At 64.1% G+C, this 25,368-nt stretch carries 21 protein-coding genes; 9 read left to right on the top strand and 12 right to left on the bottom strand.

All coding sequences use genetic code 11. The annotated features are described in order from the left end of the window. Positions 1-2: 2 nt before the first annotated feature. From GV035_RS08950 to GV035_RS08940, 3 genes are all read left to right on the top strand, one after another. Entirely contained in the window at positions 3-293 is a 291-nt protein-coding gene (locus GV035_RS08950) for a hypothetical protein (protein WP_159834584.1), read from the top strand. A gap of 30 nt (positions 294-323) precedes the next feature. Further along, positions 324-590 (top strand): hypothetical protein, encoded by a 267-nt coding sequence (locus tag GV035_RS08945; RefSeq protein WP_159834583.1) that lies wholly within the window; start codon positions 324-326, stop codon positions 588-590. A gap of 172 nt (positions 591-762) precedes the next feature. After that, positions 763-978, top strand: coding sequence for a hypothetical protein (locus tag GV035_RS08940; RefSeq protein WP_159834582.1), 216 nt, complete (start codon positions 763-765; stop codon positions 976-978). Here the strand turns inward: GV035_RS08940 and GV035_RS08935 are convergent, their stop codons facing one another. Continuing rightward, a complete protein-coding gene (locus tag GV035_RS08935) occupies positions 979-5,409 on the bottom strand; it encodes a DEAD/DEAH box helicase (protein ID WP_159834581.1) in 4,431 nt (1,476 codons plus the stop codon). It lies immediately after the preceding gene. 152 nt (positions 5,410-5,561) lie between these two features. Between GV035_RS08935 and GV035_RS08930 the strand changes: the two genes are divergently transcribed. The 3 genes from GV035_RS08930 (at position 5,562) to GV035_RS08920 (ending at position 10,583) form a co-directional block, all read left to right on the top strand. After that, a complete protein-coding gene (locus tag GV035_RS08930) occupies positions 5,562-6,860 on the top strand; it encodes a hypothetical protein (protein ID WP_159834580.1) in 1,299 nt (432 codons plus the stop codon). A gap of 212 nt (positions 6,861-7,072) precedes the next feature. Further along, the gene (locus tag GV035_RS08925; protein ID WP_159834579.1) at positions 7,073-9,472 is read left to right on the top strand and encodes a phosphoketolase family protein; all 2,400 of its coding nucleotides are present in this window, start codon (positions 7,073-7,075) and stop codon (positions 9,470-9,472) included. A 4-nt stretch (positions 9,473-9,476) separates the two neighbouring features. Next, entirely contained in the window at positions 9,477-10,583 is a 1,107-nt protein-coding gene (locus GV035_RS08920) for an acetate/propionate family kinase (RefSeq protein ID WP_159834578.1), read from the top strand. Positions 10,584-10,672: 89 nt separating this feature from the next. Here GV035_RS08920 and GV035_RS08915 read toward each other — a convergent pair whose 3' ends face one another. The 9 genes from GV035_RS08915 to amaB form a co-directional block, all read right to left on the bottom strand. Continuing rightward, positions 10,673-12,010, bottom strand: coding sequence for an MFS transporter (locus tag GV035_RS08915; protein ID WP_159834577.1), 1,338 nt, complete (start codon positions 12,008-12,010; stop codon positions 10,673-10,675). Positions 12,011-12,064: 54 nt separating this feature from the next. Further along, on the bottom strand, positions 12,065-13,009 hold the full coding sequence (locus GV035_RS08910) for a hydroxymethylglutaryl-CoA lyase (RefSeq protein WP_159834576.1): 945 nt from the start codon (positions 13,007-13,009) through the stop codon (positions 12,065-12,067). Next, positions 13,006-14,199, bottom strand: a complete 1,194-nt coding sequence (locus tag GV035_RS08905) for a CaiB/BaiF CoA transferase family protein (protein ID WP_159834575.1) — start codon at positions 14,197-14,199, stop codon at positions 13,006-13,008. The genes GV035_RS08910 and GV035_RS08905 overlap by 4 nt, the downstream gene beginning before the upstream one ends. 110 nt (positions 14,200-14,309) lie before the next feature. Continuing rightward, positions 14,310-15,230 carry a LysR family transcriptional regulator gene (locus tag GV035_RS08900; protein ID WP_159834574.1) on the bottom strand — a complete coding sequence of 307 codons (921 nt, stop codon included), beginning with the start codon at positions 15,228-15,230 and terminating at the stop codon, positions 14,310-14,312. A 6-nt stretch (positions 15,231-15,236) separates the two neighbouring features. Then, positions 15,237-15,623, bottom strand: a complete 387-nt coding sequence (locus tag GV035_RS08895; protein ID WP_159834573.1) for a PaaI family thioesterase — start codon at positions 15,621-15,623, stop codon at positions 15,237-15,239. 133 nt (positions 15,624-15,756) lie between these two features. Beyond that, a complete protein-coding gene (locus GV035_RS08890; protein ID WP_159834572.1) occupies positions 15,757-16,245 on the bottom strand; it encodes a hypothetical protein in 489 nt (162 codons plus the stop codon). Positions 16,246-16,579: 334 nt separating this feature from the next. Beyond that, complete coding sequence (locus GV035_RS08885; RefSeq protein ID WP_159834571.1) at positions 16,580-16,786, bottom strand: hypothetical protein; 207 nt, start codon at positions 16,784-16,786, stop codon at positions 16,580-16,582. Between the two features lie 155 nt (positions 16,787-16,941). Beyond that, positions 16,942-18,114 carry an NAD(P)/FAD-dependent oxidoreductase gene (locus GV035_RS08880; RefSeq protein ID WP_159834570.1) on the bottom strand — a complete coding sequence of 391 codons (1,173 nt, stop codon included), beginning with the start codon at positions 18,112-18,114 and terminating at the stop codon, positions 16,942-16,944. Positions 18,115-18,148: 34 nt separating this feature from the next. Next, the gene (gene amaB, locus GV035_RS08875) at positions 18,149-19,648 is read right to left on the bottom strand and encodes an L-piperidine-6-carboxylate dehydrogenase (protein WP_159834569.1); all 1,500 of its coding nucleotides are present in this window, start codon (positions 19,646-19,648) and stop codon (positions 18,149-18,151) included. A 202-nt stretch (positions 19,649-19,850) separates the two neighbouring features. Here amaB and GV035_RS08870 point away from each other — a divergent pair, with 202 nt between their 5' ends. Further along, complete coding sequence (locus GV035_RS08870) at positions 19,851-20,480, top strand: helix-turn-helix domain-containing protein (protein ID WP_159834568.1); 630 nt, start codon at positions 19,851-19,853, stop codon at positions 20,478-20,480. Here the strand turns inward: GV035_RS08870 and GV035_RS08865 are convergent. After that, positions 20,474-21,940 (bottom strand): cytochrome P450, encoded by a 1,467-nt coding sequence (locus GV035_RS08865; RefSeq protein ID WP_159834567.1) that lies wholly within the window; start codon positions 21,938-21,940, stop codon positions 20,474-20,476. The two genes, GV035_RS08870 and GV035_RS08865, sit on opposite strands and share 7 nt — an antisense overlap. A gap of 235 nt (positions 21,941-22,175) precedes the next feature. Between GV035_RS08865 and GV035_RS08860 the strand changes: the two genes are divergently transcribed. After that, a complete protein-coding gene (locus GV035_RS08860; protein ID WP_159834566.1) occupies positions 22,176-23,003 on the top strand; it encodes a shikimate dehydrogenase family protein in 828 nt (275 codons plus the stop codon). A gap of 240 nt (positions 23,004-23,243) precedes the next feature. Then, positions 23,244-23,708: a hypothetical protein gene (locus tag GV035_RS08855; RefSeq protein WP_159834565.1), complete on the top strand. Its 465-nt coding sequence runs from the start codon at positions 23,244-23,246 to the stop codon at positions 23,706-23,708. Positions 23,709-24,044: 336 nt separating this feature from the next. On the opposite strand, the gene GV035_RS08850 is transcribed toward GV035_RS08855, so the two are convergent. Next, positions 24,045-25,313: a hypothetical protein gene (locus GV035_RS08850; protein ID WP_201303937.1), complete on the bottom strand. Its 1,269-nt coding sequence runs from the start codon at positions 25,311-25,313 to the stop codon at positions 24,045-24,047. Positions 25,314-25,368: the final 55 nt, after the last annotated feature.

Raw genomic sequence — 25,368 nt, 5'->3', positions numbered from 1 at the left:
CTATGAAGACGCTGACCATCAAAGACCTGCCCATCACTGAAGAACTCGATCGCCGCGCGATGTCCGCCGTGCGAGGCGGCATGGGCTATCTGCTGCCGAGCTTCGACTTCTCGAAGACGTCGCTCTCGTTCAACACGCAGCAAATGGTGCAACAAGAGCAGAACACGTCTAACCAGAACGGCGTGAACGTCGCCTTCGCGAGCGGCATTCATTCGGACCTCCATCCGGTCCAGAAAGGCAGCAACTCCAGCAACATCAATATCGGCGGCGGTCTCGGCATGCTGTACGCCTGACCTACGATTCCCTTCGCGAGGAGCACCATCATGTCGTCCATCGTCGTCCGGGACTTGTCCCATAGCAAGGAACTGGACCGCCGCGCAATGTCCGCCGTTTCCGGCGGGCAAGGCTACGGTCCGTATGCGAATGTCAACGTGAACGTCGGCATCCTGCAGAACATCTCGCAGTTGCAGAACGTGCAGGTCAACACGCTGAATGATGTCGGCGTCATCGGGGCGAATTTCGCCGCGCCGTCCATCTACGTGAAACCGCAGCAGATGGCGCATCTGAACGCCGCCGCCGCACTGTTCTGATCTGCGACGAGCATCGGAAACGATAAGCGCCTGAGAGCGTGGGCGGCGAAAGGCTTCGGCCTTTCGCCGCCTGTCGGCTTTTTTGGCTTTCGTGGCTTTTCGTTAGACACGACCGCGTGCTCGTTTGCTTCCTATACTGAACGAGACGCGGCGCTCAACCAGGAGGACAGTCATGGCTGTCATCAAGATCAGGGATCTGGCCGACAGTGTCGAGCTGGACCGGCAAGCGATGGCCAGCATCGCCGGCGGCTCGCGCGAGCGCGTGCGTCCGTCGTTTCGCATTCTGCATGCAAACCCGCAGCGCGTGGTCGATTACCCCGGCGTGCCGGTGAAGGACGTGCCGGTGCAACAGCCGGGGCCGTTCGTCCACAAGCTCGTGTCGAAGTAGTCAGTCGGGAACCGCCACCTGGCGCGCGGCCGACGCGCTCAAGGAACGCGCGTTTCGTTTGACGAGGGCAAGACGCATGCGCTCGCGCGTCGGCGCGTCGGCATCGCCGAAATAATGCGTCTTGCCCGCGATCACCGCGCCGGCGGGCACGCCGTCCCGATACAGCACGCGGTTGCCCGCCAGCGCCGGCACTTTGCCGCCCGGGAGCAAGGTACCGACGAGGTTCAGCGGATCCACTGCGCTCAACGCGACGAATGCGCCGTCCTTTGGCCGCCTGCGCACTTCGCGCAGGAGCGGCACGGCGTCGGGCAGCGCGAACTGCTCGCCCGCGAGTCCCGCGACGAAACGCCCGCCGCGAATCTCGCCGCGCGCCTCCAGCCGGTGATAGACGCGCAGCAGGTCGCGCCACGGCGGCAGCCATTGCGCCTCGCGCTCGAGCAGCCGCCAGAACACGACGCCATACCGGCGCAGGAGCGTCAGCGCGACATGCTCGGCATCGCCGCCTTCGTGGCCGGGGCCTGCGCGATGCAGCAACGCCCAGCGGCCCGCGTCGTCCATTCCGCCGATGAAGAGTCCGCCGCCCGGCCTGCGCGTGCGCCGTGACATCGCGTTGCGTTTGGCGGCGGGCGTCAGCAAGGCGCGCAGCCCGGCGAAGCTGTCGGCGTTCACGAGGCCGAGCGCGACCAGTTCGCCGAGCGCGTCTTCCAGTTCGGTGCGCAACAGGCGTGTTTCGGCAAGCAATTCGTCGAAGAACATCGCGCCGTGCGTCGAGAGCGCATCGAAGACGCGTTGCGCACGCGACGACAGCTCCGGCGCTTCGTCCGGACGCATCAGCGCATTCCACGCCGCGAGCGCGCGGCGTGGCAGCAGCACGATGGGCGTGCCGCGCACCGGACCGCCCGCGGCGCGCGATCGCCCCGCCGGGCGCGACCACACGATCTTTCCGGCGCGGCAGATTTCGTCCAGCCAGATGCCGGAGTAATCAGCGATGCGTGCCGGAAGAATCTCGTCCTCCCACGCGACGGCGGGCGCTTCGAAACCCTCCAGTTGTTCGAGAACGGCAAGCAGCGCGTCGCGGCCCTCGCCGCGGGCATCCGGCGCGACGCGCTGCCATTCGAACAGGAAACGCATGAAGTCCTGCCGCTCCACCGGCTCGATTTCTCGACGCAGCCGCCGCACCGTGTAGCGATGAATCCGCGCCAGCAGATGGCGCTCGCACCACTGTTCATCGACGCCGGATTCAGCGGATGCGTCCGGCGTGAACTGGCCGCGCATCACATAACCTTCGGATTCGAGGCGCGTCAACGCGACCGCGACCGACGACGCCGACAACGCCAGCGGCCGCGCGACGTCCGCCAAGGTCAGCGGCCCGAAGCCCGAGAGCCGTGCACGCACGATTTCGACGAGCGCGTCGTCGGCGTCCCAGGCCGTGTCGAAGCCGGGCGGCGGCGTGAGGCGCGGATGCATCGGCGCGCGGTTATAGACGGCCCGCAGCAAAGTCAGGCGCTCGACGGGCGTCCACAAGCCGTCATGCTCGGCGATCTGCAGGCGCGTCGCGCGGCCAGCGCGGGCGAGGACGTCGAGCCACGCGGGCCAGCCATCGCTCGCGGCGGCTTCGGCGTCCGTCACCCCGGCGAGGCTCGTCAGCGCCTCGTGCATCTCATCGGCGCTCGTCACCGTGGGCCACGCTTCTGCGCGCACGCTCGCGATGGCGTCGGCATCGAGCGCGCCAAGATCGTCTGTCGATCGCGGGTCTGTCCAGCGGCGCGCCAGCACGGCCTGCGTGCGGCGTTCTTCGAGCGGGGCGTCGTCGAGGAACGCGTATGGCCGCGCCGACAGAATTTCGGCGGCGAGCGGCGACGGCGCAGGCAAATCACGCGTGATGAGCCGCACGTCGCCCGCTTCGATGCGTCGCAGCAGCGCGAGCCACGCCTCGCTGTCCATCGCGTCGTGCAGGCAATCGTCGATGGTCTGCTCGACGAGCGGATGCGCCGGCACGTCGCGCTCGCCGACGACATTCTCGGCGCACGCGACCTGATCCGGAAACACGGCCGCGAGCAGATCCTCGCTCTTCATGCGCTGCAACTGCGGCGCGACCTTGCGCCCGCCCGCATAACGCGGCAGCGCGAGCGCGTTGGTCGCATTCCAGCGCCAGCGCACGCCGAACAGCGGCGCGTCGAGCAGCGCCTGAACCAGCACGTGCTCGGCGGTGGCGGATTTCAGATAACGCCATACGTCGTCGAGCGCGAAGCTGTGGCCGCCAGTCAGCGACAGCACGATCGCATCTTCGGTTGCCGCCGCCTGAAGCTCGAAATTGAACTTGCGACAAAACCGCTTACGCAACGCCAAGCCCCACGCCCGGTTCACTCGGCTGCCGAACGGCGCGTGAATGACGAGTTGCATGCCGCCGGATTCGTCGAAGAATCGCTCCATGACGAGCGTGTCCTGCGTCGGCAGAACCGAGAGCGCGGCGCGCGCGCGAGCCAGATAATCGACGATCTGCCGCGCCGCTTCCATGCCGATGCCCGTTTCGTCGGCGAGCCAGCGGACGGTGAGATCGACGGGCGACGTTTGGTCTATTGCATTCGGCATATTGGATGCGGCATGCATACGACCCTTGCCGTCGCCCGATGCAAGCCGCGCATCGACGTCCGCGCGCAGACGCGAAATCGCGAACGAAAGCTCATCGCTGCGGCCCGGCGCTTCGCCGAGCCAGAACGGAATGTTCGGCGGCTGGCCGTTCGCATTCTCCACGCGCACCCGCCCGCCTTCCACGCGCAAGATGCGATACGACGTATTCCCGAGCTGGAAGATATCGCCAGCGAGACTTTCGACGGCGAAGTCCTCGTTGACCGTGCCGATCTGCAAGCCTTGCGGCTCCAGCAGCACGGCGAAATCCGCGTTGTCGGGAATCGCTCCGCCCGACGTGACCGCCGTGAGCTTGCCGCCGCGCCGGGCGCGCAGCGTGCGGCTGACCGCATCGCGATGCACATAAGCCGCGCGCACGCCCTGACGGCCCGTATAGCCTTCGGCGAGCGTGCGCAGCACGGCGTCGTAGCGCGTGCGTTCGAGCGTCGCGTACGGATACGCGCGGCGGATGCGCTCGAACAGCGCATCCTCGCCCCACTCGCGGCACGCGACTTCGGCGGTGATCTGCTGCGCGAGCACGTCGAGCGGCGCGCGCGGGATGGTCAGGGCGTCGAGCTCGCCTCGGCGCACGCAGTCGAGCAGCGCGGCGCATTCGATCAGATCGTCGCGCGAAGTGGGAAAGAGCCGCCCTTTCGGCACGCCGCCGACGTGGTGGCCCGAGCGCCCGACGCGCTGCAGGAACGCGCCGATGGAACCGGGCGAGCCGAGTTGGCAGACGAGATCGACATCGCCGATATCGATGCCCAGTTCCAGCGATGCGGTCGCGATCAACACGCGCAACTCGCCGCGCTTGAGGCGCTGTTCCGCGTCCAGCCGATGCTCCCGCGCGAGGCTGCCGTGATGCGCCGCGACCGCCTCCTTGCCGAGCCGGTCGGTGAGATGCCGCGCCGCGCGCTCGGCCATGCGCCGCGTATTGACGAAGACGAGCGTCGTGCGATGCTGCGCCGACAATTCAGCGAGCCGGTCGTAGACGCGCTCCCACATGTCGTTGGACATGATCGCTTCGAGCGGCATCGGCGGCAGTTCCAGCGCGAGATCGCGTGCGCGGACATGCCCGACATCGACGATTTCGCACGGCCGGCCTTCGCCGGCCAGAAACTTGGCAACGAGTTCGATGGGCTTCTGCGTCGCCGACAGGCCGACGCGCACGGGCCGCGCCGCGCCGCGTTCCTCGCAGAGCGCGTCGAGCCGTTCGAGGCTCAGGCTCAGATGCGAGCCGCGCTTACCGCCCGCCACCGCGTGTATTTCGTCGACAATCACGGTGCGCGTGGTTGACAACATCACGCGGCCGGAATCGGACGAAAGCAACACGTAAAGCGATTCCGGTGTCGTCACGAGAATATGCGGCGGGCGCTTGCGCACCGCGTTGCGCTCCTGCTGCGTGGTATCGCCGGTCCGCACGGCGGCGCGGATGCCCGGCGCAGCCGCGCCCATGTCGCGCAGTTCGCGCGCAATGCCCGCGAGCGGCTCTTCCAGATTCACGCGGATGTCGTTCGACAGCGCCTTCAGCGGCGACACGTAGACAACGCGCGTCTCGTCCGGCAAGACGCCGCCGCCCGCGATGCCGTCGCGGACGAGCTCATCCAGTGCGGCGAGAAACGCGGTGAGCGTCTTCCCCGAGCCGGTGGGCGCAGCGACGAGCGTCGACCGGCGCGCATGAATGAGCGGCCACGCGCGCGCCTGCGCGGCGGTCGGCGCGGCGAAATGCGCGCGGAACCAATTGACGACGGCGGGATGAAAACCCGCGAGCGCGTCGTCGGGCGTGTGGAAATCGACGGTCATTGCCACATTCTAGGGGCGGTTGAGAGTCAGCGTTTTGCATTCTGCATGCCGTTTTAGGACCCGTCCCATGCGGGCTGGCGTTGATTGCGGCCATGCTACGGCCGTCCCGGCGCTGTTGCGCATGCGCCGCCGTCCATTTGCATATTGCATTCATGATCGTCATCAGCCTGCTATTCGACCACGCGCCCGGCGCGCTCGCCAATCATCGACGCTATGCCCGCATGCACGGCTATCGGCATGTTGAGATCGACCTGTCGGAATTGTCCGGTAGCAGCGCCCATGTCTTGTGGATGTTCAAGTACGAAACGCTGCTGCAAACGCTGACCAAGGCCGACCCCGGCGAGATCATCATGCTGCTGACGCAGAACGCCGCGATCATCGGCACGATGCCGTTGCCCGAATTGCTCGATAACCGCGACTGGCTTTTGACATGCGTGGAAAAGGGGCATCCGCAGACGGATCTCCAGGTATGGCGCAACACCGAAGAAGTTCGCCGCAAGCTCTACAAGGTCGTTACCCACTGCCGCTTCAGCGTTGAGCTGCCTGCGGACGAAGGCTTGCTGCTGTGTGAGTTCGACGCGCTTCCTCCCCAGACCATGATCGGCAAAGTTCATGTGGCCGTGCCTGCTGCGGTCTCGCTCGAAAGCGTGTGGGCGAAATGGCCTGCCTTCTCGGTGTGCATCCGCGAAGAGCCGCAGCATCGGCGGTTTCGCACGGCGCTTTTCGAGCACATCAATCAACGTTTGGCGCGGGGCTTGCCGTTCCTTTCCTTCTTCGATGCAGACACGGACGATACTTCGGCTCGAAGCGTCTATCAGCCCGGCCAGCCGATCGCCGTCGTCACGCTCTATACGCCGAACGTCGCGCGTTACGGGCGCATTGCCGAGGCCAATTTCAGGCGCTATTGCGCGCGTCATGGCTATACGCTCTATGTTCACCGCGCGATTCCGGCGCATCTGAACGACGGCAAGACAGCGGGCAACTGGCTCAAGCCTGCCCTGTTGCGCGAGTATCTGCCGCATCATGAATGGGTCTTCTGGGTCGATGCCGACGTGCTCTTCAACGACATGAATCGCACGCTCGAATCCATCATGCAGGGACAGGACGCCCTGTTTGCCCGCGATGTCGGCACGTGGACGTTCAATTCCGGCATCATGGGCTTTCGCCGCACGCATCCCAACTACGACGCGTTCCATTACATCCTGCATGCATGCTCGCAACTCGACGACAAATCGAGCGTCTATGCGAACATGGGGGATCAACCTTTCTTTATCCGCGAATTTGAAAGTCACGCGGATTTCGACGCAACGCGCATTGCGTCTTTCATCGAGTGGAACACGCCGTGGATTTATCGGCGTGCCGACAGCTTCATGGTGCATTACATCGGCATGTGGGAAGACCACAAAGCCTTGCTGATGGATTACGACATGACGCAATCCGCCCGCGAATAAGCGCCGCGCCTGCGGTTCTGTCAAAACTTCGTCGCGCGAACACAAGTATGATGTTGCGCGACGCTACAGCAATCTTCGCTCTCTTCAGGCTCGCTCTGTCAGTGCGACCCTGAAATCCAACGTCTTCCATCACAGGAATCCGACTCAGCAATTCACTCGCATCAAGCCGCAAGCCGACGCTCGACCCAAACTTTCACCGCAAGGAGAAGCAATTGAACGACGACGTCCAAGGCAAGACCGCGACGCACACGCCTCTCGCTCCCGAGCTGCTGCGTAGAATCGACGCCTATTGGCGCGCCTGCAATTACCTCTCGGTCGGCATGATCTACCTGCGCGCCAATCCGCTGCTGCGCGCGCCGCTCAAGCCCGAGCACATCAAGCGACGCCTGCTCGGCCACTGGGGCTCGGACCCCGGACAGTCCTTCGTGTGGGTGCATCTGAACCGTCTCATCAAACGCGACGATCTCAACGTGATGTTCGTCTCCGGCCCCGGCCACGGTGCGCCCGCGACGCTCGCGAATGCCTATCTCGAAGGGCATTACTCCGAGATCTATCCCGACCGCAGTCCCGACGAGCGCGGCATGCTGCGGCTCTTTCGCGCGTTCTCGTCGCCGGGCGGCATCGGCTCGCATTGCACGCCCGAGACGCCGGGTTCCATTCATGAAGGCGGCGAACTGGGCTATAGCCTGTCGCATTCGTTCGGCGCGGCATTCGACAACCCCGACTTGATCGTCGCGACAATGGTGGGCGACGGCGAAGCGGAAACCGGCCCGCTTGCAACCTCGTGGCACTCGAACAAGTTTCTCAATCCCGCGACCGATGGTGCCGTGTTGCCGATTCTTCATCTGAACGGCTACAAGATCGCGAATCCGACCATTCTCGCGCGCATTCCGCACGACGAACTCGAAGCGTTGTTCAAGGGCTATGGCTATGAGCCGCATTTCGTCGAGGGCGATGATCCGGACACGATGCATCAATTGATGGCGGCGACGCTCGAACGCTGCATCGGCGATATCCGCGCGATCCAGCAACGCGCTCGCGCGAATCCAGGCGACGTAACGCGTCCGCGGTGGCCCATGATCGTGCTGCGCTCGCCTAAAGGCTGGACCGGCCCTAAAGAAGTGAATGGCCATAAGGTGGAGAACTTCTGGCGTTCACATCAGGTTCCCGTGCTGGACCCGGCGACGAATGACAAGAGTCTTGCCGTGCTCGAACACTGGATGAAGAGCTACAAGGCCGAAGAACTCTTCGATGAAAACGGAAGCCTCGTCGAGAGTCTGCGTGAACTCGCGCCGGTGGGCGGACGGCGTATCAGCGCGAATCCTCATGCGAACGGCGGCCTGCTCAGGCAGGCGCTCGATATGCCGGATATCCGCGATTACGCCTTCGATTTGAAGCGCGCGGCAAGCGCGTATCAATCGCCGACGGTTGTGCTCGCGACCTTCCTGCGCGATGTGATCCGCCGCAACATGCAGACCTTCCGTCTGTTCGGCCCCGATGAAACCGCAAGCAACAAGCTCGACGGCGTGTACGAAGCATCGGGCAAACGCTGGCTCGCGGAGATGAAGCCCGAAGACGCCGACGGCGGTGCGCTTTCCACCGATGGCCGCGTGATGGAAATGCTCTCGGAGCATACGCTCGAAGGCTGGTTCGAAGGCTACGTATTGACGGGCCGTCATGGACTATTCGCGACCTACGAAGCGTTCGTGCATGTGATCGATTCGATGTTCAACCAGCACGCGAAATGGCTGGAGAAAGCGAAGAACGAGCTGTCGTGGCGTGCGCCGGTGCCGTCGATCAATCTGCTCATTACGTCGCTCGTCTGGCGTCAGGACCATAACGGCTTCACCCATCAAGACCCTGGCTTTCTCGATGTCGTGACCAACAAGAGCCCGCAGGTCGTGCGTATCTATCTACCGCCGGATGCCAATTGCCTGCTGAGCGTCGCGGACCATTGTCTGCGCTCGCATGACTATGTGAACGTGATCGTCGCGGACAAGCAACCGCATTTGCAGTACCTGGACATGCAAGACGCGATGGTGCATTGCGCGAAAGGCATCGGCATATGGGACTGGGCATCGACCGATCAGAATCACGAGCCCGACGTCGTCATCGCATCGGCGGGCGATATCGCGACGATGGAGGCGCTTGCCGCTGTCGAAATCCTGAAGACGCAATGCCCTGATCTGAAGATGCGCTTCGTCAATGTGGTCGATCTCTTCAGGCTCATGCCCGACACGGATCATCCGCACGGCCTATCCAATCGCGACTTCGATTCGCTCTTCACGCGTGACAAGCCGGTGATCTTCAACTTCCATTCGTATGCATCGCTTGTGCATAAGCTCACGTATAACCGCACGAATCACGACAACATGCACGTGCATGGTTATCGCGAGCGCGGCAATATCAACACGCCGTTCGAGCTCGCCATCATCAATGGCGTCGATCGGTACAGCCTCGCCATCGACGTGATCGACCGTGTACCGGGACTTTCGAGCACGGCTGCGCATACCAAGGAGATGCTCAAGAACCAGATCATCGAGAGTGTGCGCTATGCGCATGAGGAAGGCATTGATCGCGATGAGATCCGCGAATGGACGTGGAAAGGTTGATGCCATGACACAAGGCATCGTGGTGTTGAATAGCGGCTCGTCATCGCTGAAGTTCGGCGTGTTCGTGCCGCGCGATCACGACGAACAGGCATGGCTCACGGGCAGCGCGAAGGGCATCGGGCGCGAGAACGGGTCGCTGTCCATGCGCTCGGCGGATGGAAGCATCGATATTGCGCAGGATCATTTGATGGAATCGCAGCACGACGCATTGCAGCGCGTCGCCGATGCCCTTCATGAGCACTTGCACGAGCCGCTTGCTGCGGTGGGGCATCGGGTCGTGCACGGCGGACCGCATGTGCGCGCGCACTGCGAACTCACGCAGGACGTGAAAGACGCGTTGCGCGAAGCCGTTCAATTTGCGCCGCTGCATCTGCCGCAATCGCTCGCGTTGATCGACGAAGCGCAGCGCATCTTCTCCGGTGTGCCGCATTTTGCATGCTTCGACACGGTGTTCCATCGCACGATGCCGGAGCGCGCGACGCGTTTCGCCTTGCCACGTGACTATGCGCAGCGCGGCATGGTGCGCTATGGCTTTCACGGGCTGTCGTACGAGTTCATCGTGAGCACGCTGGGCAGGGAGTTGCCGTCGCGCATGGTGATTGCGCACCTCGGGTCCGGAGCCAGCCTCTGCGCGCTGAAAGACGGCCGCTCCGTCGATACGTCGATGGGCATGACGCCGACAGGCGGCATCCCGATGGCGACGCGCAGCGGCGATATGGACCCCGGCGTGCTGATTCATCTGCTGCGCAACGAGTCGCTGGACGCGAACGCGCTGGAGACGCTCGTGAATCGAAAGAGCGGCCTGAAGGCGCTCTCCGACTCGGACGACGACATGCAGACGCTGCTTGCCCGCCGCGCTCAGGGCGATGCGGACGCGACGCTCGCCATCGACGTGTTCTGCGACGCGATACGAAAGACTATCGGTGCCTACGCGGCCGTGCTGGGCGGCTTGGACCTGATCGTCTTTAGCGGCGGCATCGGCGAGCATAGCGAGGCGATTCGCGCGCAGATACTCGAGGGCCTCGCGTTCCTCAATGCACCGCATCGCGTGGTGCGTACCGATGAGGAGACGCAGATTGCGCGGCATTGCCGGCGCTTGCTTGCGGACTGATTGCATGTTGCATGTTTCATTCGGCATGCAGAATGCAAAACGCCCGACGACAGCGCGGTCGCCGGGCGCTCTCAACTACCGCGCGCTTTTCAGCTCGCGCGCTCGGAATGGTCTCGCTGACGCAACGTCTGCGGCAACCCGAACAGCAACAACAGCGCGCAGACGAGGCTCATCGCGCCGATTGCATACAAAGCGGGCGTCGTGCTGCCAGTGACATCGCGAATACGTCCCACCATCACCGGACTGACAATTCCGCCCAATTGACCGAGCGTATTGATCAACGCGATGCCGCCCGCCGCTCCCGCTCCCGTCAGCAGCTTCGGAGGCAACGCCCAGAACGCCGGAATCGAAGCGATCACACCCGCGCCCATCACGCCGAGCGCGACGATCAGAAGCGTCGTCTGCTTGTCGAACACGCCCGCCGCGAAAAAGCCTGCCGCGGCCATCAGCAGCAGCGCGCATACGAACTTGCGTCGTTCGCCCGAGGTATCCGACAGCCGCCCGACCACCACCATGCACACCGCGCCGCAGATATACGGAACCGCCGTCAACAAGCCGATGATCGTCGGATTATGCGTGCCCGCTGCGCGAATCAGGTGCGGCGCCCAGAAGTTCAGGCCATAGGACGCGATCTGGATCAGAAAGTAGATCAGGCCGAGCATCAGAAAGCCGGGCGTCTTGATGGCGCCGAATAGCGAATGACCGGTCGAGGTGGCTTGGCTCTGCGTCGCAATCTGACTCTTGAGATAAGCCTTTTCGACGCTCGTGAGCCATCCGGCGTCGTCGATGCGGTCCTTCAGCACCTTCAGCACGAGTATGCCCAGCAGCACGCACGGCAAGCCGCCGAGCAGAAAGAGCCAATGCCATCCCGCGATGCCGAACACGCCGTTCATATGCCCGAGCACGAGACCCGACAGCGGCGCACCGATGAGCCCCGAAAATGCGGAAGCAAGGAACAGCAATGACGTGATGCGCCCGCGATAGCTCGCCGGGAACCACAGCGTCAGATAGTAGAGCACGCCCGGCGCGAAGCCCGCTTCCATCGCGCCGATAACGAAGCGCAGCCCGTAGAACTGCCACTCCGTTTGCACGAAGACCATGAGCGCAGTCGCGATACCCCACGAAATCATGATCCGTGCAATCCAGCGCCGCGCGCCGACTTTGTACAGCAACATATTGCTTGGTACTTCGAACAAAACATATCCGATCACGAAAAGGCTTGCGCCAAGTCCGTAAGCGGTATCGGAGAAGCCGAGCGTGCTTTGCAACTGGAACTTGGCAAAGCTGATGTTGATACGGTCAAAAAACGCGAACAGATAGCACAGCATGATGAGCGGCATGAGCCGCCATGCCACTTTGCGAACGATGTCGCTCGTGCTTTGCAACGCCTGCGGTTTATCCGCGCTCGATACGCTTAGATCGCTCATGATTGTCTCCTTGTATGGGGCGGTCCGGGATTGAGTTTTTATCGGACCGTTGCTTCAGATTGCTCGCACGTAGGCGGGCACGGGATGCAGATCGGCATTGCGCCCGGCCTTCGCCACCTGGCCGGGTACGTCGTGACCGACGAGCGCAGGCAGCGTCCGCGACAGTGCAATGAGTTTCAGCAAGTCGATGCCCGTGGGAATGCCCATCTCGTGGCACATGTTCACGAGGTCTTCCGTGCAGATGTTGCCGGACGCACCCGGCGCGAACGGACAGCCGCCCAGCCCGCCCAAAGCGGCGTCGAAGCGGCGCGCGCCGGCTTGATATGCGGCGAGTACGTTGGCAAGACCCAGACCGCGCGTATTGTGAAAATGCAGCGTCAAGGCCGAAGCCGGAACATGTTCGAGCACGCGAGATACGAGGCGCTCGACCTGCCGCGGATTCGCCATGCCTGTCGTATCGGCAAGTGTGACGCCCTCCATGCCCATCTCGCGATACGTCCGCGCAATCGACACGACGCGATCTTCGTCGATGCGGCCTTCGAACGGACAGCCGAACGCAGTGGCGACCGTACCGTTCAGCAAGACATGGCGATATTCCTTCGCTATACGAACGACTTCCGAAAAGCCCGCGAGCGAGGCGTCGCAACTCATCCGCATGTTCGCGAGGTTATGGGTCTCGCTTGCCGACATCACGAGGTTGAGTTCATCGGCTCGTGCGGCGAGCGCGCGCTGTGCGCCCTTGAGGTTCGGCACGAGCGCCACATAGATCACGCCGGGCGCGCGTCGTATGCCGCTGAACACCGCATCGCCGTCGCGCAGCACGGGAATCGCCTTGGGCGAGACGAAAGAGCCAGCCTCGATGCGCGTGAAGCCGCACTCGGACAGCCCGTCGATCAAAGCGATCTTGTCCGCCGTCTCGACCCATTTCGCTTCGATCTGCAGGCCGTCGCGTGGCGCGACTTCCTGCACGATCAGCCGTTCGCTATCATCGCGCGTCATTGAATCGCTCCTTCGGCACGCAGCCGCTGCACATCGCTTTCGTCGAAACCGAGGGATTCAAGGACGCTCTGCGTGTGCTCGCCGAGCGCCGGTCCCTGCCAGCGGACTTCGCCGGGCGAATCGGAAAGCTTCGGCACGATGCCCGGCATCTTCACCGATGCCCCACCCGGCAAGGTCGCCTGCAACAGCATGTCGCGCGCTTGGTAGTGGGCATCGCCGATGATGTCCGCGACCGAGTAGATGCGGCCCGACGGCACTTCCGCGCCCTCCAGTGCAGCCAGCACATCGCCCATTGCGTGATGCGATGTCCACGCGCCGATCGCTTCATCGAGCATCGCGCTTCGCCGCACGCGGCCATCGTTATGCGCGAGCGCGGGGTCGTCGGCGAGATCGGGCCGGCCGATCACGTTCATCAGGCGCTTGTAGATCGGATCGCTGTTGCCCGCGATGACGACGAACCCGCCATCTTCCGTGCGATAGGTATTGGACGGCGCGATGCCCGGCAGCGCGCCACCGCTTCGCTCGCGAACATGGCCGAGTAGGTCGTACTCGGGCACGAGACTTTCCATCAGGTTGAACACGCTCTCGACCAGCGATACATCGACGACCTGTCCTTCGCCCTGCCCTGTCTTCACGCGCAACAGCGACATCAACGCGCCGATCACGCCGTGCAGCGACGCAAGCGAATCGCCGAGACTGATGCCGACGCGCGCCGGCGTGCCTTCCGCGTCGCCGGTTGTATACCGAATGCCACCCATTGCCTCGCCGATCGCGCCAAAACCCGGACGATCCCGGTACGGACCCGTCTGTCCATAGCCGGAGATGCGAACCATCGTGAGTTTCGGGTTTATTGCATGCAAGACGTCCCAGCCGAGTCCGAGCTTTTCGAGCGCACCGGGCCGCATGTTCTCGATGACGATATCCGCGTCGGCGGCGAGACGCTTGATGACGTCGGCCCCTTCGGGCGACTTGAGGTTCACGCAGACAGACTTCTTGTTGCGGGACTGGAGGTACCACCAGAGCGACGTGCCCTCGTGCAGTTTTCGCCATTTGCGAAGCGGGTCGCCGCCATTGGGCGCCTCGATCTTGATCACTTCCGCGCCGAACTCGGCCATCATGCGCGCAGCGAATGGCGCGGCAATCAGGGTGCCGATTTCGATTACGCGAATGCCCGTAAGCGGTCCGCTCATGTTGCTCGTCTCCGGTTATGTATCGTTGAGACAAGCTTATGGGCGGCGGGCGCAGCGCGTCCAACCGCATTTCGGCAAGCATCGTTCGTCAAACGCGAACGCTCGTCGCGTCAGCGTTGTGCTGCTTCTATCGAACGGAGATGGTCGAACAGCAGCCGGCTCACGGGCGACAACGCCGATGCATCGCGCACGACGATGATGAGGCTGCGCGCGGCCCATGCTTCATCGAGCGGAACAGCCGCGAGTCCGAGTTGGCGGCCCATCGCCTCGAACACCGCCAGCGGCAACACGCCGACGCCCATGCCGGCCTGCACCATGCGGCACACGGCATCGAAGCCCGGCACGTGGATGCGCAAGCGCAGCGGCTTGCCCGCCTGCCGCGCGGCGAGATGCGTGCGCGCGTTGATCGAACTGGCCGAGTGCAGGCCGATGTGATCGAAGTCGAGCGTGTCGGCGAAGCTCACGCTTTCGCGCTTCGCGAGCGGATGATCGCCCGGCGTCACGATGATGAGCCGGTCGTGCCGATAATGCGTGCTTTCCAGGCCGCGCGTGTCCGCATCGCCGGAACAGATGCCGAGATCGACGAGGCTGTCCAAGACGCCATCCACGATCCCGCCGCTCGGCCGCTCTTCGAGATCGATCTTGATCTGCCCGTGTGCCGCGAGAAAGGCGCGCAGGTCTTCGGGCAGGAATTCGACGATGGCCGAGAGATTCGCCATCATGCGGACGTAGCCGCGCACGCCGCTCGCATGCTCCGCCAGTTCGATGCCGATGTTCTCGACATCGCGCAACACGCGCCGCGCGTGATGCAGCAGCGTCTCGCCGGCAGGCGTGAGCGCCATGCCGCGCGCCTTGCGTTCGAAGAGCGCCGCGCCCACCGCCTGCTCGAGTTCCAATAGCCGCTTGCTCGCCGCCGACACCGCAATGGCCTCGCGCTCGGCCGCGCGCGTGAGCGTGCCTTCCTCGAAGACGGCGAGAAAGAGTTGTAGCGTCGTCAGATCAAGACGCCGCAACAGGTTCTTGAGCGCCATGTCAGTTCAGCGCGCGTACTTGAACGTGCCCTGCGCGCTCGCGATCATCACGCGATCGTCGACCCACGCTTCGCCGCGCGCGAAGTACACGGAGCGCCCTTTTCGCTCCAGGAATCCTTTTGCCACGACCTTGTCGCCAATGCCGCGATCCAGGTAGTTGACCGTGAGCGAGAGCGTGAAGCCATGAATGGGCATCGCTTCCGTCGTGAAAAGGCCCGTGTAGCCGCAGGCCGCATCGAGAAGTGTGGCGATCGCGCCGCCCTGAAGAATGCGCTGTCGATTGAGATGGCCCGCGTGAATCGGCATCGTGAATTCGGCGTAGCCGTCGCGCCACGCGGTCAGCGTCGCACCGAGTGCTTCGAGGAAAGGATTGTCGAGATCCAGATTCGCCAACTGTGCGTTCTCCCTGCGTCGTTGTTTTCGTCGCGTCGAAACCGCAACGCGGCGTGCGCCATTTCAGCTAGGGATTGTGCCATTGCGCGGCGACGCCCGCGCGCGCCGCCTCGGCGAAGACAACCTATGCGCCTTAGCGCAGACGAGGTTTGAGATGCAGCGCGATGAGCGTGAGCGTGGCGAGCTTGGTCATGCATTCGACGGTCGAGAGCACGGCCAGCCACGGCGCATGCACGAACTCGCCGGGCAGCTCGGGCGCAATGGCGAGCACGCTCGTGACGCACACGAACAGCAAAAGATAGCGCGCGAAACGCCGCCCGCGCAGTGCCATGCCCGCGATCAGCATCAACAGCGCCTTGGCTGTCAGCACGGCGGCGATCTGCTGGCCGCGGCTGTCCGTGTCGAGTTCCCACGGCACTTCGAAGAGCGACCACGCGACCATCACGCACGTCGATGCCGCGAGTGCGCGCCGCAAGCGATCGGCGTTGTTGCGCGCGTCGCTGAACGAGCGCCTGCGGGAAGGCGGATCGATGCGACGCACGCGTTCGTCGGCTTCGTACGAAACAGTGGAAAGCGAAGGCGGCAGTCCCGGTTCGAGTGCCCCGTGTTCATCGACACGCATGATACGGCGCTCCATTGGATACGCGCCAGGCAGACGCGCGCGGCGCGGTGAGGCGTTTCATGAAGATATCTCCATCTGCAAGCGCCAGCGTAGGCGTTCAAAAAAGACCGCGCTCAAGCGACGCAATGATGTTCGTTTTGCGTCGGCGCAACATTCTTTTAGCGATGGAATAGCGTGAACCGAACGCGACGAAAGCATGGGCGCAGAAGAACTGCGCGCATTCACGATACGCAAATCCGCCGTGCGGCGCGAATTGCCTTTGTCTATCGGTTATCGCTGCGCGCCCGCGGCGTAAATGCCGATATCGCGCGCAACGAATCGCACTGCAAAACGCTTAGTTATATCCGCGAACCACGCAGGACTTTTGTTCCTCTTCTGTTTTTTCTCCCGCGAAACGTCCGCATACGTCGGCAACATATTCCGGTTCGGCGCACACCTGGCTAGAGCGGTGCGACGCCGTTGCCGTCGATTCTCCCGTTACCTGCTGATCGTCCATCCATTCTGCGAAATGCGCGTGTTGCGTGTTGGATCGAGCATCCATCTTTGCCTCCTGTTCACACTCGAATTATCGAGACATATTCAGGATGCGCTTCCGTGGGCCAACTGGCCCTAGTGGATTTCATCGATGGACGCGCGCCGAAACGGTATCGATCATTTAAAGAGTGTCCGTCCCCCGCGCCTTATCCGCCGTTATTGCTAAACGACGTTCTTCTCCACGATCGGCCGCCCTTCGATCACACGCGCCCAATCGAGCGGCGATAGATCGAGTGTTGTATATCGGCCATGCAGGATCAGTTCGCTGACACCGCGCCCGGTGGCCGGACCGTGCTGCAGACCGTGTCCGCTAAAGCCGCTTGCAAAAATGCAATTGTCGATTGCCGGATGAAAGCCGATTATCGCGTTCTGATCCAGCACGTTGTATTCGTAATAACCGGACCAGCAACGTTCCACGCGCAATGCCTCGAATGGCGGCACCCGATGCGCGAGCGTCGGCCAGATCACATCGTCGAAAAGGGCGTGGTCCACTTCGTCGAGCGGAAGGTCGTCCGGGTCGTTATCCTCGGCGGGCGACGTGCCGCAGATATACGTGCGCCCTTCGGGGCGGAAATAGACGCCGCTCGGGTCGATCAGAAGCGGACAGCCGTCGAGCTTGGCCGGCGACGACACGTTGAAGATGCTGCGCCGCCGGGCGTGCACCGGAAGATTGATGCCGAGCATTCCCGCGATAGAGCGCGACCACGCGCCCGCCGCGTTCACAACGACATCGCACGAATACGCATCGCCGTTCGAGGCGCGCACGCGCGTCGCGCGCCGCCCTTCGCGTTCGATGCCGGTCACATCTGCCGTCACATAGCGCGCGCCGAGCGCCTGCGCCTTGCGTCTGAGCGCCTGCACGAGCCCATAGCCATCGAACCAGCCTTCGCCGCGCTCGCCGAATGCGCCCGCTGCGAGGTCGTCCGTGTTGAGCCACGGGAAACGCGCCTGCAAGCCCGAAGGGTCGAGTAGCGCGATATCGGCGCCGAGTTCACGCTGCATCGCGTGATTTTCGCGCAGCGTGCTTTCCCCGCGAGGCGTCGCGAGAAAGAGGTAGCCGCCCTCGTGCAAGTCGATGGACGGCCGCTCGCCGTTCACTTCGAGCCGCTCGCCGATGGCGCGCAAGAACTCGATGCCGAATAGCGACATGCGCACGCAAAGCGGCGTTGAGAACTGCTGACGGATCGACGCCGCCGACAACGCCGACGACGACCGCGCGTAAGTCGGATCGCGCTCGATTACCGTGACCTGCACGCCCGGGTCCGATGCCCGCAGAAAATACGCGACCGAACTGCCGATCACGCCGCCACCGACGATCACCACCTGTTGAGCCACGCCGCCCCCGTCGCAGTTTGTTGCGTTGAACGTCTCAGCCGAGATTGAAGTCGATGCCCTGCGCGAGCGGCAATTCGGACGAGTAGTTGATCGTGTTGGTCGCGCGGCGCATGTACGCCTTCCACGCGTCCGAGCCGGATTCGCGTCCGCCGCCCGTTTCCTTTTCGCCGCCGAACGCACCGCCGATCTCCGCGCCGCTCGGCCCGATGTTCACGTTCGCGATGCCGCAGTCGCTTCCGGACGCAGAGAGGAATCGCTCGGCTTCGCGAAGGTCCGTCGTGAACGCGCACGACGACAAGCCGTGCACCGCCGCGTTGTTCAGCGCGATAGCCTCGTCGAAATCGCTGTAGCGCATCACATAGAGAATCGGCGCGAAGGTTTCCTTCAGGACGACTTCGCTTTGCGCGGGCATTTCGATCAACGCCGGACGCACGTAGTAGCCGTTCTCGCAACCCTCGACCGTCACCCGCTCGCCGCCGAACACCTTGCCGCCTTCGCCCTTCGCCTGCTCCAGTGCGTCCTGCATCCGCGCGAACGACTGCACGTCGATGAGCGGCCCCATCAGCACGCCGTCGTTCAGCGGATTGCCAATGGGCACCTTCGCGTAGAGGTCTTTAAGGCGCGCGACGGTCTCGTCGTAGATGCTGTCGTGGACGAACAGGCGCCGCAGCGACGTGCACCGCTGCCCCGCCGTGCCGACCGCCGAAAACAGAATGCCGCGCAGCGCGAGATCGCGATTGGCCGTCTGCGAGACGATGCCCGCGTTATTGCCGCCGAGCTCTAAAATCGAGCGGCCGAAGCGGCGCGCCACTTCGACGCCCACCGCGCGGCCCATCTCCGTGCTGCCGGTCGCGCTGACGATATCCGAGCGTTTGTCCGCGACCAGTTGCGTGCCCATGTCCCGGTCGCCGATCACGACCGTGGCGAGTCCCGGCGGCGCACTGCCGAATTCGTCGAGGGCTTCGCGGAAGATGCGGTCGACGGCGAGCGCGGTGAGCGGCGTCTTCTCCGACGGCTTCCAGACGACCGCGTTGCCGCACACCAGCGCGAGCGCCGCATTCCACGACCACACGGCCACCGGAAAATTGAACGCTGAAATGATGGTGCAGACGCCGAACGGATGCCACGTCTCGGCCATGCGATGCCCCGGGCGCTCCGATGCGATGGTCAGGCCGTAAAGCTGGCGCGACAGGCCGACGGCGAAATCGCAGATATCGATCATTTCCTGGACTTCGCCGAGACCTTCCTCGAGGATTTTGCCCGCCTCCAGCGACACGAGCCGCCCGAGCGCGGCCTTTTTTTCGCGCAAGCGGTTGCCGAGCAGGCGCACGAGTTCGCCCCGGCGCGGCGCGGGCACAGTGCGCCAGACGGCGAACGCGGTGCGCGCCTGATCGAGCGTGGCGTCGAGTTGGGCGGCGGTATGGCGCTTCACGCGCCCGATGACCTGCCCCGTGACCGGCGACGTGACGGCGAGATCGCCGTCCTGCACGAGTCCTGAAATCCCGAGGTCGGAAAGAATCGATTGAGCGTCCACGGTGTAATCCTTTCGAAGCTGCTGGTTGAACGGCGCGTTGCTGTGTTTCTGATCAGAAACGTTCGTGGAGACTATACGCGTGGACGTCACGCCTCACAATGGCGCCAATATGCGGGTTCTCCCCAACAAGGACGAGCCATGTGCGGCGAATGTTGGACTCGTGCCGATGTTATTATCCGAAACAAAATTTCCGCGCATTGCCATGACGACCCTTCGCACCCGCTCATCGCCCGAGCAATCCGCAGCCGATCTCGGCCGCCGCGTCAGACAGGCGCGCGTCGCGCAAGACATGACGCTGGAGACGGCCAGCCGCTTGTGCGGCGTGTCGCGCTCGGCGCTGTCCAAGATCGAGAACGGGCTGATGTCGCCCACTTTCGACGTGCTCCAGAAAATCGTGCGTGGCCTGCGAATCGATCTTGCCGAACTGTTCGGCAACGCGAGCGCGCCGAGCGCAAGCGGAAGGCGCGCGCTCACGCGGCGCGACCAGGGTCAGCGCCACGCGTATCGCGGCTATCAGATGGAACTGCTCGCCACCGAACTCGCGCACAAGGCGATGCTGCCGTTTCGCATCCGCATTTCCGCGCATACGCTCGACGCCTTCGACGACTGGGGCCGTCACGAAGGCGAGGAATTTCTGTACGTGATCAGCGGCAGCGTCTGCCTGTATTCGGAACTCTACGCGCCGACGCATCTGAACGCCGGCGACAGCCTGTACTTCGACAGCCGCACCGGCCACGCGGCCATCTCCACGAGCGACGAAGACGCCGAAGTGCTCTGGATGGCGACGGGCGGCGCCGTGCCCGCTGCCGCGCCCGCGCTCGACGCTCAATAAGGTCTCGCGTCCGACCGGACTTCGGCGCGACGATCGCGCAACTGAAGCCGCATCGGCATTTCGCTCGGGACCATGGTGAACGCGCAGACTTCGTGGATGTTCGCCGGGTCCGTCGCGAGACGCGCGACGAAGTTCGCCGCCAGCATCGACACGACGAGCCGCATTTCCACCGACGCCAGATGCCGCCCCGGACACACGCGCGGCCCCGCGCCGAATTGCAGCCAGGCGCGCGTTTCGTGCGTCGGCGCGTTCGCATTGCCATCCCGACGATGATCGCGCAGCCAACGCTGCGGGTCATAGCGGGCGGCATCGGCGAAATGGCGCGCATCGAGCATGGCCGGGCGATTGAGCATGAACATCTTCGTGCCCGCCGGCAGCCGCACGCCGAGAAGCCGCACGTCCTCCAGCGGTTCGAACGACAGATACGGCGCGACCGGATGCAGGCGGCTCGCCTCGGTGCAGACGGCTTCGCACGAATCGAGCTCGCGCATGGCGTCGTAGCTCTGACACACGGGCGCGTCGCCGAGCGCGCGGCGGGCGTCAGCGGCGATCCGGGACTGAAGCCCATCGTCCGCGCCGAGAAACAGCAGCGCCCAGGCGATCGACGTGGCCGTGGTGTCCTCGCCCGCCACCAGAAGCGTCATCACGTTGGCGGCAACGTCGTCGTCCGTGATGTCGGAGCCGGGCGCGTCGCGCAAGGCGAGCATCGCTTCGAGCAGATTGCGCGGCTCCTGCTGCTGCGGCTCCATGCGTTCGCGCGCACGCGCCATCAGCGCGCGGATATAGCGATGCACTTCGGCCATCGCATGTTCGAACCGGCGATCGCGCGGCATTTTCAGATAGCGCCAGTACGCGAACGGCGCGTTCACGCGCGACATCAACATCGGCAAAAGCAGCGCGAGATGCTGCTGGATGACGTCGCCGTCCTTTTCCAGCGTGTTCGGGTCTTCGCCGAATGCGAGCGCGCTGGTCGCATCGACGGTGAACCGCTTGAGATCGCCGATCATGTCGACGACGCGCTCATCGCGCGCCGCCGCTTCCCAGCGCCGCCGCAGACGGTCGGCGATGGCGGCGAGCGTCGGATAGAACGCCTTGATGTGCGGAATGGAGAGCGCCTGCATCACGAGCCGGCGTTGCGGCAGCCACGCCGCGCCTTCGACCGAAAAAAGCCCGTTGCAACCGAACTCCTTCAGCACGGATTCGATCGGCTCGTAACGGCGATAGCGATGCGGCCGCTCGCGCATGACGGCATGACTCAGTTCGATGTCCGACCACACCGTGACCGGCGTGCGCCCGAGCCGGAAGACGTAAGGCGTGCCCAGTTCGGCGGCCCAGCGTTCGAGCGTGAGGTGGTGCGTCGCGGGCGGAAGCTGATGCAGATTGCCGATGAGCGGCAGGCCGCGCGGCGACGGCAAGTCGTGAAGTTCACGCGCGGGAGCGATGGCGGTCGCGGCTGTCATGATCTGCCTCGGAGCGGGCTTGATCTGCAAAGCATAGTGCAGGCGGGGCTTGTTGACGGGGTATTGGAGATTGGCTTCGCAGTTCGAGGTATGCGAAGAAAATCGACCGTTAGTTGCAGATCAATGACTTTGCCACCGTTGAACGTCACTCCAATCTCAACTAGAGTTCTCCATCCGCCATTTTTCACATCACGCCCGCGCTCACCAGGCGCGCGCCAACCGGGACAATCGACGCATGGCGCAGGACACTTCCTTTTCCGCATCGCTCGATGCCGGCTTGAGCGGCGCGACTCGCGTGTATTTCATCGTCGGCGATCCGATCGCGCAGGTCCGCTCGCCGTCCGGCGTCACCGCCGCGATGCGCGCAGCCGGCCGCGACGCGATCGTCGTTCCCGCGCACGTCGCGCCATCGGACCTCGGCGCGTTCTTCGCCGGCGTGACGCCGATGCAGAACGTCGACGGCATCATCATCACGGTGCCGCACAAGTTCAGCGCGGCGCAGTATTGCCGCACGCTGACCGGCGAATCGGACATCCTCGGCGCGACGAACATGCTGAGGCGCAACGCCGACGGGTCGTGGCACGGCGGCATGTCCGACGGCGTCGGCATGGTCGCGGCGCTGGCGGACGCAGGCTGCGAGCCGGCCGGCAAGCGCGCGCTTCTGATCGGCGCGGGCGGCGCGGGCTCGGCCATCGGACACGCGCTGGTGGAAGCGGGCGTGGCGTCGCTCGCCATCCGCGATTTCGATGCCGCACGCACCGGCGCCCTCGCCTCGCGGCTTGCGTCGCTCGGGCGCGGCGCGGTGAGCATCGCGGACGACGACGCCGCGCATGGCTACGACATCGTCGTGAATGCGTCGCCGGCCGGCATGCGACCGGGCGATCCGGTGCCCATCGACGTGTCGAGCCTCGCGCCGGCGACTTTCGTCGGCGATGTCGTCACCAAGCCGCCGATCACGCCGTTCATCGAAGCGGCTCGCGGGCGGGGCTGTCCAACCGTCACCGGCACGCAGATGTTCGGCCGCGTCTGCGACGCCATCGTGGATTTCCTGCTGAAAGACTGAATCGCTCGCGGACGGAATCGGAGCAGTCTGGTTCAAATGGACCGCGCGCTGCTGCACCATACCGCGGCGCGTGTGCCTCCCTCAGCCGCGCATGCCTTCTGCCGGCGAAACATCGGCTCGCCGCCCTCTCACGGGCGGCATTTTTTTGCGCGCCGCTTCGCCGCGTCCTCGCTCTCGCTGGCATAAGACATCAGACGCTCGCCGTCACCGAGGGTATGAAGAAGCTCAATGAAGGCTGCAATGAAAACGTATCGACTCATGTTCAAACGCCCGGCGCTGGCAAGCGTCGTCGCCATGACTTGCGCGCTGCTCGCGGCGTGCGCCACCGGTCCCGGCGCATCGGGCGCACTTCCGGCCGATGCCCGGCTCGCCAACGGACGCATCGCGGACAAGCAATATCTGACGACCGTGACGACCGGCGCGGCATCGTCGTCGGGGCCATCGGTCGGCGTGGGCGGTGGCGGTTTCGGTGGCAGCGGCTGGAGCGGTGTCGGCGCGGGCGCGGGATTGAGCTTCGATCTGACGAGCCTCTTCGAGAGAAGCCCCGAGCAGACCGCGAAGGTTTATCGCTACGGCGTTCAGACGCGCGACGGCGCGAAGCGCGCGATCGACAGCACGCTCGACGTGCAGCCCGGCGCATGCGTCACGACGATCGATTCCGCGCAGCCGGGCTATCCCCGGTTGATGCCGTCGAACGAATGCTGAAACGCGCAACACGCACGTTTCGGTTCGGATGAGCCGAGGCTCGAGGCGGACGCCGGATCGGATGCGCGGATCGGCATAATCAGGCGAACGCGAAACGCACTGCTTCCAAAAGCCGGTTGAGTCGGCCATCCGGCCTTGCGATACTCACCTGCATCTCGTTGTCTCCTCACGCGTCCGTTCACCCCGTTCGGGACAGTCTCGCAACGGACGCGCTCTCGCCGCCTCCCCCGGGCGGCGTTTTTTTTGCCGCGCGCCGCTTCTAACGCTCGTCCAACGAAAAACGGGCGGCGTTCACCGAACGCCGCCCGCTTGCCTCAACGCCTGCTTCGCCGGCGCTTACTTCGGCTCATACCACGAGTACGTGGCGAGCGAGCTAATCGGCGAGCCGATCTGGAAGGTGATATCGCGATGCGAAGTCAGCACGATATCGCGCGGATCGCCGAGATAACGCCGCGAGTCGCCGTTGTCGTTGATATACACCACGACGTTGCCCGTGTTGCCCGCGACGTTGGTCGTCGTGAGCGGCTGGCCCCAGATATCGAAGAACTGCCCGAGCGTATAGGTCTTCAGGTTCGGCGTTTCGATATGGATGATGCCGGTCTGATCGTGCGTGTGCATCTCGTAGTTACAGCTTCCCGGAATGCCGATCTGCTGCGGAAACTGGAGCCATTGGCCGTCCTTGAAGATCGCGACATGCGCATGCACGTGGAAGGTCTCGGCCATCCCCGCCGCGCAGATGATGCCGTCGATCGTCGAGCCCGTCGCGGTGCCGCCCGTCGGCCAGGCAGCCGTCGTACCGACGACTCCGCCATAGACCAGCGTGACCGGGTTGGTGTTGAACGCCGGCGGATCGATCCACGTGTAGGTCGCAATCTGCGCGGGCGGCGTGCCGATGGCGAGCGTCACTTCGCCGTGCTGGGGCAAGACGAGACTCGCGAGATCGCCCGTGTATTGCGTGAGCGTGCCGCCCGTGTTCACCCATGCCGTGACCGCGCCCGTAATGCCCGCCACGTTCGTCGCCGAAAGCGGCTGACCCCACACCGAGAAGAACTGGCCGAGCGTGTACGAGGCGTTGCTCGTCACGTCCATGCGGATCTTGCCTGTGTTGTCATCGGTATGCACCGGATACACGCAGCCCGTCTGCAGCGCCATGGTCGGCGCGACGGTGCCGATGTTCGCGGGCAGCGCAAGCAGTTTGCCGTTCTGATAGATGGACAGATGCGAGTAGCTGTACGTGTTGCCCGCGACCGCGCAGTTCAGGCCGCTGATCGGCTGGCCCGTGCCGCCGCTCGCCGTCGAGCCGCTCGCCCACTGCGCCGTCCCCAGCGCCGTGCCGTCGACGACTTGCGTCGCTGCGGCGAGGGTCGGCGTGACGGTCGTCGAACCGGTCGAGCTCGCGCCGCTCGGCGCACTCGCGCCCGATGGCGAACTCGCGCCGCTCGGCGAACTCGCGCCCGATGGCGAACTCGCGCCCGTGTCCGTCGTTGTCGTCGAGCCTGCGCCGTTCGAACTGGTTCCGCCGCCACCGCCGCCGCAACTGGCGAGTAAAACCAACGCGGCTGCCGAAGCGACTGCGCCAATCCAATGCGTATATTTTCCTTCCATGTCTCAACTCCGCCTATCGTTAAAAGAATTCGTTGCGGTATGCGTTCAACGCGCA

The sequence above is a fragment of the Burkholderia sp. 8Y genome (genome assembly GCF_902506145.1).
In the GTDB taxonomy this organism is placed as follows: Bacteria; Pseudomonadota; Gammaproteobacteria; order Burkholderiales; family Burkholderiaceae; genus Caballeronia.
Note: the sequence above shows the minus strand (reverse complement) of the source record. Positions and strands in the feature narration are given on the sequence as shown.

Excerpts from the sequence above, each read along its gene's own strand:
- GV035_RS08855 (WP_159834565.1), top strand. The coding sequence starts at position 23,244 with ATGAAAACGTATCGACTCATGTTCAAACGCCCGGCGCTGGCAAGCGTC.
- GV035_RS08945 (WP_159834583.1), top strand. The coding sequence starts at position 324 with ATGTCGTCCATCGTCGTCCGGGACTTGTCCCATAGCAAGGAACTGGAC.
- GV035_RS08920 (WP_159834578.1), top strand. The coding sequence starts at position 9,477 with ATGACACAAGGCATCGTGGTGTTGAATAGCGGCTCGTCATCGCTGAAG.
- GV035_RS08905 (WP_159834575.1), bottom strand. The coding sequence starts at position 14,199 with ATGAGCGGACCGCTTACGGGCATTCGCGTAATCGAAATCGGCACCCTG.
- GV035_RS08890 (WP_159834572.1), bottom strand. The coding sequence starts at position 16,245 with ATGCGTGTCGATGAACACGGGGCACTCGAACCGGGACTGCCGCCTTCG.
- GV035_RS08950 (WP_159834584.1), top strand. The coding sequence starts at position 3 with ATGAAGACGCTGACCATCAAAGACCTGCCCATCACTGAAGAACTCGAT.
- GV035_RS08865 (WP_159834567.1), bottom strand. The coding sequence starts at position 21,940 with ATGACAGCCGCGACCGCCATCGCTCCCGCGCGTGAACTTCACGACTTG.
- GV035_RS08870 (WP_159834568.1), top strand. The coding sequence starts at position 19,851 with ATGACGACCCTTCGCACCCGCTCATCGCCCGAGCAATCCGCAGCCGAT.
- GV035_RS08860 (WP_159834566.1), top strand. The coding sequence starts at position 22,176 with ATGGCGCAGGACACTTCCTTTTCCGCATCGCTCGATGCCGGCTTGAGC.
- GV035_RS08910 (WP_159834576.1), bottom strand. The coding sequence starts at position 13,009 with ATGACGCGCGATGATAGCGAACGGCTGATCGTGCAGGAAGTCGCGCCA.
- GV035_RS08900 (WP_159834574.1), bottom strand. The coding sequence starts at position 15,230 with ATGGCGCTCAAGAACCTGTTGCGGCGTCTTGATCTGACGACGCTACAA.
- GV035_RS08850 (WP_201303937.1), bottom strand. The coding sequence starts at position 25,313 with ATGGAAGGAAAATATACGCATTGGATTGGCGCAGTCGCTTCGGCAGCC.
- GV035_RS08915 (WP_159834577.1), bottom strand. The coding sequence starts at position 12,010 with ATGAGCGATCTAAGCGTATCGAGCGCGGATAAACCGCAGGCGTTGCAA.
- GV035_RS08885 (WP_159834571.1), bottom strand. The coding sequence starts at position 16,786 with ATGGATGCTCGATCCAACACGCAACACGCGCATTTCGCAGAATGGATG.
- GV035_RS08930 (WP_159834580.1), top strand. The coding sequence starts at position 5,562 with ATGATCGTCATCAGCCTGCTATTCGACCACGCGCCCGGCGCGCTCGCC.
- GV035_RS08940 (WP_159834582.1), top strand. The coding sequence starts at position 763 with ATGGCTGTCATCAAGATCAGGGATCTGGCCGACAGTGTCGAGCTGGAC.
- GV035_RS08935 (WP_159834581.1), bottom strand. The coding sequence starts at position 5,409 with ATGACCGTCGATTTCCACACGCCCGACGACGCGCTCGCGGGTTTTCAT.